Source organism: Microbacterium sp. bgisy189, from assembly GCF_057707225.1.
This window is the reverse complement of record NZ_JBYIPT010000014.1, coordinates 37,201-43,754: the sequence shown is the minus strand read 5'-3', so window position 1 is coordinate 43,754 and position 6,554 is coordinate 37,201. Positions and strand designations below refer to the sequence as shown.

The following is a 6,554-nucleotide window of genomic DNA, read 5'->3' as shown; positions in this document are numbered from 1 at the left end:
TGGACCAGCCCTCAGCGAGAAGCTCCATGAACCGCTTCCGAGCCAACGACTTCGGCCTACGACCCGGCCCCTTCCGAAAACGACGAGACGACATACGAGAACCCCTTCCGGATGGTCCTCGTTGCGATGGTCACTGGAAACCACCGCGCCGCAACTGTCCAGTTTTCGAGCGCCGTCGACACCCGTAGCACCTGCCCGGTTTGAATTCGCAGCTGGGTGCGTCAAACGCATCACGATGCGCTGGCGACGAGACCCGCTTGGACGGCCGCCCAAGCCGTCCGTCGACGCCCGAAATGTCCATTTGGACATCGCGTGGACATTTCATCTGCGAAAGAGACATTTCAAAAAAATCCCTACAGCCGCCATCGTCGGCAATGTCTCACCCTCTCGCTAGGCTGTGAATGTCACATTCACTAGCAACCGTCCGGGAGGACACCATGACCACCTACATCACCTTCGGCCCCGACCACGCCAACCTGCACCCGCACGTCGGCACGCAGCTGAACCGCGGCTACGTCGCCGTCAGCACCGGCAACCGCGAGCGCGACCTCGCCGCGGCGTTCGCGATCCTCGGTGAGCAATGGGCCTTCGACTACCAGGACGCCGCCGCGCTGGATGCCCGATACCCGGACGGGGAGATCGCCCGCCTCACCCTCATCGACGAGGCCGCGCAGAAGGAGATCGCCGGTCTGATCGAAGCCACCTTCGCCGCCGCCGAGGGCGACAGCAACGACGACGAGATCGAGGTACTACAGGCCGCGCGTGACCGGCTCGCCGCGCTCATCGACTACATCCCCGCCCACGAACGGGACTGGACGCCGATCGACGCGGCCTGACCGCCAGCGGTGCCCTGCCGGACGACCGGCGGGGCACCGTCGCGCTCGCCGCGAGCGATGTCGGAGGCCATCCGTAGCCTGTGAATGTCACATTCACCAGATCACGGAGGACACCATGACCACCAGCGAGTGCACCCACACCAACGTCGAATGGCTCTCCGGCACCCCCGGCGTCGTCGTCACCCTCAACGGAGACACCGCCGCCCGATGCCTGGACTGCGGGGCGACCGCCACCATGGACACCGACGACGAACCCGCCGCGCCCCTCGCCCATCAGTGGCAGAGCGGCCGCTTCACCGGCACGACGACCTGCCAGGCGTGCGGCCTGTTGCCGCTCGACCAAGACGACATCGACACGGAGTGCCCCGGCGGATAGCCGGCCCCTGGGGCGGTGCCACGCGGCGACGGTCGCGGGGCACCGCCCTGCCATGTCCGCGAACCACCGAAACCGAGGCCTATACCCGTGGGCAACTCCAATGTCGGAGGCCACTCGTAGGCTGTGAATGTCACATTCACTAGCTAACGATCCGGGAGGACACCATGGCAAACCGCACTCGATTCATCACGATCGACACCCGCCAGTACACCGAGGCAGCGGGAGAGATCGCCAGCAACCGCGCTCGCCAGCAGCGCGAGGAAGACCTGAACGCCTACGGCACACAGGGCTACGCGCTCCTGTCCACCGTCACCATCCCCACCCACGACGGTCTGCGCATCGTCGACACCCTCGCCCGCACCGACGAGGGCTACTGACCCACCGACAGCGCCCCGCCGAGAACGATCCGGCGGGGCGCTGTCGCGCGCTCACCCCAACGTCTGACACCCTCTCTAAACTGTGAATATCACATTCACTACCTAGCAACTCGGGAGATATCCATGACCAACCAGAGCGGATCGAGCACAGGGTCGAAAGCGATCCCAGTGAGCCTGCCCGCCGACGCATGGGGCGCTATCGCGGGAGTGATCGCGGCCTACGGCGAATCGCACAGGGACGGCGCGATGATCCTCGCAGCAGAAGAGATCAAGACTCAGGTCACCAGCGCACTCTCCCCCCAGTAGGCGCGCAACACCCACCGACAGCGCCCCGTCGAGAACGATCCGGCGGGGCGCTGTCGCGCGCTCGCCGCAATGTCTGACCCTCCCCCTAGGCTGTAAATGTCACATTCACTAGCCAACGATCCGGGAGGACACCATGGCAACCAAACCGATCAGCGAGATCGTCGCCGAGACGATCGCGCTCAACTACGAGGACATCGACGGACTCACCCAAGCACTCGGCCAGGGCGACGTGGACGCCGACGCGATCCGCGCGCTCGCCGAAGGTGCCGCAGAGCGAGCCGTCGCCGACCACGCCGGAGAGGCCGCGGGCATCGACGTCCACGGCTACGTGTCCCTCATCGACGGCGCAGCCGTCGCGCAGATCGACACCACCGAGGGCACCAGCCACGTCCGCGTGTTCCTCAACGACGGCACGATCTACGACGGCAACCCCGAGCAGGACGACGCACCCGGCCAGGTGTACACACTCCGCGATCTCGACGGCACCGACGATGCCGCCGACTGGATCACCGCCGGGCACGTACTCGATGCCCAAGAGGCCGACTGGCTGCGCTCCCTGCGGGTGGTGACCCCGTGACCGCGGCGAGCGCGACCCGGCGCAACCCGATCATCGAGGCGTTCCGCGACTGGGCCTGCCTTGAGACGTTCCCCCTCACCGCGTGGGCCTGCGACGAGTGGGTGCACTCGATCGACCGCGGCGACCATGACGCGATCAGCACCCGCGATCAGATCGCCCGCGCTCGCCGGGCGCTCGACCGGCTGCGCACAGCGCTGGAAGCGATCGAGGGCGAGCGGCCGGACGACCCGGAAGCGGTCATCCACACGCGCAGCTTCGACCCGGCAGCGCGGACGATCACCGAGACGTGGCGACTGTTCGACACGCAGTACGCCGCCCCGTGGGGAGGGCCGGGCTTCGTGGCCTTCCAGATCATCACCCGCCACGCCGACCGCGCCTACCAGGGCACGGCACGCCGCATCCTGACCGGCAGCACCCCGCATCAGGCTCCCCCTCGCGACCTGCACCCGCAGACCGTCGCTCCCCTGCCGACGCGCCGGTACGCGGCGAGCGCGCTGCACATCGCCCACGACGGCATCGCGGCACGCTTCGACCTACCGCGGGCGCTGTACTGGGCGCGCGGCATCCGCAGCTGAACCCCCGAATGGTGCCCCGCCGAGATCATCCCGGCGGGGCACCGTCGCGCTCGCCGCAGCCAATGTCTGACCCTCCCCCTAGGCTGTAAATGTCACATTCACTAGCCAACGATCCGGGAGGACACCATGGCAAACCCCACCACGCAGCTCGAGCTCGAGATGAGCCGCGAGCTGGACAACCGCACCGAGACCGACACTCTGCGGCGAGCGCAGTTCCGCATGCACACGCTCATCGCGGCCTGGTACGACGACGAGCCGAGCGAGCCGGATCAGGCGATCCGCGACGTGCTCACCGATCTCGTGCACCTGGCCGACGCCCGTAGCGTCGACATCCACACCGCGCTCGACCGGGCCGTGTGGATGGTCGACCAGGAACGAGCCGACTGGGGACTGGGGAAGGTGCAGCGATGAGCAGCGGCACGATCCCCGACCTCGCCGTCGTCGCGGCCGCGGCCGACATGATCGGCGGGTGGCACGATGATGTCTTCGCGGCGATCAACATGACCGAGGCTCGCATCCTCGCCGACCTGTTCGACGAGTTGGGTCACACCGGCACAGCCGACCACATCATCCGCGAGACCTGGCTGGCCGAGAGCGACGGTGACCGCGACCCGCTCCCCTGGGCGAACGGCCACGGCTCCCGGCTCAGCGAGGACGAGTACGTGGCCCGCAGCGACGACCTCGCCCACAACGAGGCCCGCGAGCGGTTCCACTTCGACCCCCGCCTGGAATGGTCGGAGGACGAGGAATAGCCGCACGGTGCCCCGCCGGGATCAATCGGCGGGGCACCGTCACGTCTAGGCCAGATAGCTCGCCACGTCGAAGCTCTGCAACGGCCAGGCGTAGCGGGCGCGTGACGGATGCCGGGGGTGCCCGCTCTTGAGCAGATCGCCGATCGACACCCAGTCACAGCCGGAGGCATCCGTCACCGAGGCGATGCCCTCAAGCATCTGCGGGAGGTAAGGGCGGGATCGGATCAGCTCGCCCCACGCGGCGACGATCGTGAGCTGGCGTCCGCCGATGAGATCGGCGATGTGTCGCTCGTTATCGGCTTGCAGCTGGGGGTCGTGCACCAGGTGCATGCCCTTGGGGTCGGTGGCTCTCTGCGGGTAGAGGTTCAGCATCACCCAGCTGTCGAACCCGTTTCGGGCCGCGAACCCCATGACCTTGCTGACGGTGCGATCCGGGTCTCCCGGCGCCGCGGTGCTGGGGTTCACACCGACGCACACGAGAGGGTTTACGCCCACCGTCCCCAGCACGAAGCGCGCAGAGTTGTCCGCCGTGCGCTCGTAGATCCACGTCTCAGTCATGCACGCCGCCGTCTCCCCATCGTCCTGCGCTCACCCGCCGGCCCCAATGTCTGACCCCTCACTTAGAGTGTAAGCGTCACATTCACTAGCAAGCGATCCGGGAGGACACCATGACCGAGCAGAGCGAGAACCCGTTCAAGGGCGCAGAAATCATCGCCGTCTACACCGCAGAGGAGGCCGTCGCAGACGGGCTGCTGCTGCACTTCAACCCCGCCACCGCCCTCGAGGCCGGATACCGGCTCACGGTACTGCTCACCCGCGCCGCCTACGAGGCCGCGGTGCAGTGGACCCGCGAGGGCGACTGGCAGAGCGAGGACGCCCGATTCTGGGACGTGCTCAACGTCATCCGCCCCACCGCCCGCCAGGTCGCCGGCGATCTCGTCCCGCGCGAGACCTACGTGCTGCGCGTGCCGAACGCCACCCGCTCCGGCAACCCGAGCACCGCCACCACCGCCAGCCGCCAGCGACTCCGCGTGAGCATCGAGGGGTACAACCTCACCGGCCAGGCCTGCATCATCATCGCCCTCCCCGGCGAAGACTGACCCCCACCAGCGCCCCGCCGGGATCTACCGGCGGGGCGCTGCCGCGCTCGCCGCAGCAATGTCGGAGGCCTCCCGTAGCCTGTGAATGTCACATTCACCGCCTACGTTCCAAGGAGGACACCATGGCACCCACACCACTCACCGTCGACGAGATCTCGCGGACGATCCTCGAGCGGATGACCAGCAACCACGGCGGCTCGCTCATCGAGGCAATCGACGACGGCGCGTTCGTCGTCGACGACCAGGCCGTCGCCTACTGGGTCGGCCAGGCCGTCGAACTGGCCCGCCAGGGCATCGACGACGACACTGAGACCGACGCCCCGCCGGTCGGGTACTCCTGCGCCGAGTGCGGCGTCCAGGACGCCCACAACTACGTCGTCACGATCCTGGACCACGAGGACATCCGCCACACCCGCACAGAGGTCTGCATCCCCTGCGCCGTGACGGTCTCCGCCGAGTCCGTCGACAAGATCATCGCCGGGCTGCTCACCCACTGACACACACCGGGGGCGGGCACCGCGCCCGCCCCCGGCGCTCTGACGAAAGGCCCAGCCATGACCACCGCACTCACCCCCTACGACACCGGCCAGCGCGCCGAGCCGGCTACCTGGACGCCGAGCAACTCCCACCTGTACTCGATGCCCGTCGACGACCGAGCCCGCATCCTCGCCCACCACGGCGACGACTTCGGCAAAGTCGACTTCGACAACCCCGAAGGACAGGCGATCGCCACCGTGTGGGCAACCCCGACCGGCGACGGCTGGACGCTGCACATCACCGAGCACGGGGCACCCCTCGCGCTCGCCGCAGACACCGACCGACTGCGCGAGCTGACCGGCGCCGCGCAAGAGGCGATCGAGGAGGCCGAGCGCTCCACCGAGGCCGACACCATGGATGCCGTCTTCGATGCCCGTGACGGGGCTGTGGACGCCCTCAGAGCACTCCTCGCGGCACTCACACCACCCGCCAGCTGAACCTCCCCCAGTGCCCCGCCGCCCCTCACGGCGGGGCACTGCCGCGCTCGCCGCAGCAATGTCGGAGGCCTCCCGTAGCCTGTGAATGTCACATTCACCGCCTACGTTCCAAGGAGGACACCATGGCAACCACCACCAACATCGAGTTCGCTCAGGGCCAGCTCGACATGCCCGCCCCGGTCACCGAGCGGCGCGGCGCCTACGTCGGAGAGATGGCCCGCACGCAGGCCGACCTCGTCGCCGCCCAAGCGCAGGCCGCGGATCTCGCGCTGACCGTCGAACGGCAGCAGCGCGAGATCGACCGGCTGCGACTGCCGATCACCGACGCCGCCGACGACCGGCTCGCGGCGATCTGGGAGAAGGGCGAGCAGATCGCCAACGATGAGGGCTTCTGCTCCGAGTACGACCGGCTCGTGGAAGCGATCGGCGGCACCCCGCGCGAGCGCGACTTCCGCGTGACCCTCTCCGTCACGCTGACCCAGCGCGTCACCGTCTCGGTCACCGCCCGCACGTCGGACGAAGCGGAAGACCTCGCGACCGAGGCGTACACCGTCGAAGACGTGATCGAGTCGCTCCGATCCGACAACTACGTCGCCGACTCGATCGACGCGGAAGTCACCGACTGGGAGCGCGAGTAGCCCAACCAGGCGGGGTGGGCACACCGCCCGCCCCGCCCCTCGC

13 protein-coding genes are annotated in these 6,554 nt (G+C 68.2%); 12 read left to right on the top strand and 1 reads right to left on the bottom strand.

Annotation, left to right across the window (positions count from 1 at the left end; all coding sequences use genetic code 11):
- The first annotated feature begins 437 nt into the window (after positions 1-437).
- From AC3ENX_RS14070 to AC3ENX_RS14035, 8 genes are all read left to right on the top strand, one after another.
- Complete coding sequence (locus tag AC3ENX_RS14070; protein WP_434812382.1) at positions 438-836, top strand: hypothetical protein; 399 nt, start codon at positions 438-440, stop codon at positions 834-836.
- A 115-nt stretch (positions 837-951) separates the two neighbouring features.
- Positions 952-1,212: a hypothetical protein gene (locus AC3ENX_RS14065; RefSeq protein ID WP_434812381.1), complete on the top strand. Its 261-nt coding sequence runs from the start codon at positions 952-954 to the stop codon at positions 1,210-1,212.
- A 164-nt stretch (positions 1,213-1,376) separates the two neighbouring features.
- Positions 1,377-1,589: a hypothetical protein gene (locus AC3ENX_RS14060; protein WP_434812380.1), complete on the top strand. Its 213-nt coding sequence runs from the start codon at positions 1,377-1,379 to the stop codon at positions 1,587-1,589.
- 123 nt (positions 1,590-1,712) lie between these two features.
- Positions 1,713-1,895, top strand: coding sequence for a hypothetical protein (locus AC3ENX_RS14055; RefSeq protein WP_299091658.1), 183 nt, complete (start codon positions 1,713-1,715; stop codon positions 1,893-1,895).
- A gap of 133 nt (positions 1,896-2,028) precedes the next feature.
- Positions 2,029-2,472 carry a hypothetical protein gene (locus AC3ENX_RS14050; protein ID WP_434812379.1) on the top strand — a complete coding sequence of 148 codons (444 nt, stop codon included), beginning with the start codon at positions 2,029-2,031 and terminating at the stop codon, positions 2,470-2,472.
- Complete coding sequence (locus tag AC3ENX_RS14045; RefSeq protein WP_434812378.1) at positions 2,469-3,047, top strand: hypothetical protein; 579 nt, start codon at positions 2,469-2,471, stop codon at positions 3,045-3,047. Before AC3ENX_RS14050 ends, AC3ENX_RS14045 begins: the two co-directional genes overlap by 4 nt.
- A 126-nt stretch (positions 3,048-3,173) precedes the next feature.
- Entirely contained in the window at positions 3,174-3,458 is a 285-nt protein-coding gene (locus tag AC3ENX_RS14040; protein WP_434812377.1) for a hypothetical protein, read from the top strand.
- A complete protein-coding gene (locus tag AC3ENX_RS14035; protein WP_434812376.1) occupies positions 3,455-3,799 on the top strand; it encodes a hypothetical protein in 345 nt (114 codons plus the stop codon). The genes AC3ENX_RS14040 and AC3ENX_RS14035 overlap by 4 nt, the downstream gene beginning before the upstream one ends.
- 45 nt (positions 3,800-3,844) lie before the next feature.
- On the opposite strand, the gene AC3ENX_RS14030 is transcribed toward AC3ENX_RS14035, so the two are convergent.
- Positions 3,845-4,357 (bottom strand): DUF1643 domain-containing protein, encoded by a 513-nt coding sequence (locus tag AC3ENX_RS14030; protein WP_434812375.1) that lies wholly within the window; start codon positions 4,355-4,357, stop codon positions 3,845-3,847.
- Positions 4,358-4,467: 110 nt separating this feature from the next.
- Between AC3ENX_RS14030 and AC3ENX_RS14025 the strand changes: the two genes are divergently transcribed.
- The 4 genes from AC3ENX_RS14025 (at position 4,468) to AC3ENX_RS14010 (ending at position 6,511) form a co-directional block, all read left to right on the top strand.
- Positions 4,468-4,899, top strand: coding sequence for a DUF6573 family protein (locus AC3ENX_RS14025; RefSeq protein WP_005050841.1), 432 nt, complete (start codon positions 4,468-4,470; stop codon positions 4,897-4,899).
- A 122-nt stretch (positions 4,900-5,021) separates the two neighbouring features.
- A complete protein-coding gene (locus AC3ENX_RS14020; RefSeq protein ID WP_434812374.1) occupies positions 5,022-5,396 on the top strand; it encodes a hypothetical protein in 375 nt (124 codons plus the stop codon).
- Positions 5,397-5,453: 57 nt separating this feature from the next.
- Positions 5,454-5,873: a hypothetical protein gene (locus tag AC3ENX_RS14015; protein WP_434812373.1), complete on the top strand. Its 420-nt coding sequence runs from the start codon at positions 5,454-5,456 to the stop codon at positions 5,871-5,873.
- Between the two features lie 122 nt (positions 5,874-5,995).
- A complete protein-coding gene (locus AC3ENX_RS14010; protein WP_434812372.1) occupies positions 5,996-6,511 on the top strand; it encodes a hypothetical protein in 516 nt (171 codons plus the stop codon).
- Positions 6,512-6,554 lie beyond the last annotated feature (43 nt).

What these genes read in the sequence shown, in the direction of transcription:
- AC3ENX_RS14070 (WP_434812382.1), top strand. Translation starts at nt 438, where the DNA reads ATGACCACCTACATCACCTTCGGCCCCGACCACGCCAACCTGCACCCG.
- AC3ENX_RS14065 (WP_434812381.1), top strand. Translation starts at nt 952, where the DNA reads ATGACCACCAGCGAGTGCACCCACACCAACGTCGAATGGCTCTCCGGC.
- AC3ENX_RS14060 (WP_434812380.1), top strand. Translation starts at nt 1,377, where the DNA reads ATGGCAAACCGCACTCGATTCATCACGATCGACACCCGCCAGTACACC.
- AC3ENX_RS14055 (WP_299091658.1), top strand. Translation starts at nt 1,713, where the DNA reads ATGACCAACCAGAGCGGATCGAGCACAGGGTCGAAAGCGATCCCAGTG.
- AC3ENX_RS14050 (WP_434812379.1), top strand. Translation starts at nt 2,029, where the DNA reads ATGGCAACCAAACCGATCAGCGAGATCGTCGCCGAGACGATCGCGCTC.
- AC3ENX_RS14040 (WP_434812377.1), top strand. Translation starts at nt 3,174, where the DNA reads ATGGCAAACCCCACCACGCAGCTCGAGCTCGAGATGAGCCGCGAGCTG.
- AC3ENX_RS14035 (WP_434812376.1), top strand. Translation starts at nt 3,455, where the DNA reads ATGAGCAGCGGCACGATCCCCGACCTCGCCGTCGTCGCGGCCGCGGCC.
- AC3ENX_RS14030 (WP_434812375.1), bottom strand. Translation starts at nt 4,357, where the DNA reads ATGACTGAGACGTGGATCTACGAGCGCACGGCGGACAACTCTGCGCGC.
- AC3ENX_RS14025 (WP_005050841.1), top strand. Translation starts at nt 4,468, where the DNA reads ATGACCGAGCAGAGCGAGAACCCGTTCAAGGGCGCAGAAATCATCGCC.
- AC3ENX_RS14020 (WP_434812374.1), top strand. Translation starts at nt 5,022, where the DNA reads ATGGCACCCACACCACTCACCGTCGACGAGATCTCGCGGACGATCCTC.
- AC3ENX_RS14015 (WP_434812373.1), top strand. Translation starts at nt 5,454, where the DNA reads ATGACCACCGCACTCACCCCCTACGACACCGGCCAGCGCGCCGAGCCG.
- AC3ENX_RS14010 (WP_434812372.1), top strand. Translation starts at nt 5,996, where the DNA reads ATGGCAACCACCACCAACATCGAGTTCGCTCAGGGCCAGCTCGACATG.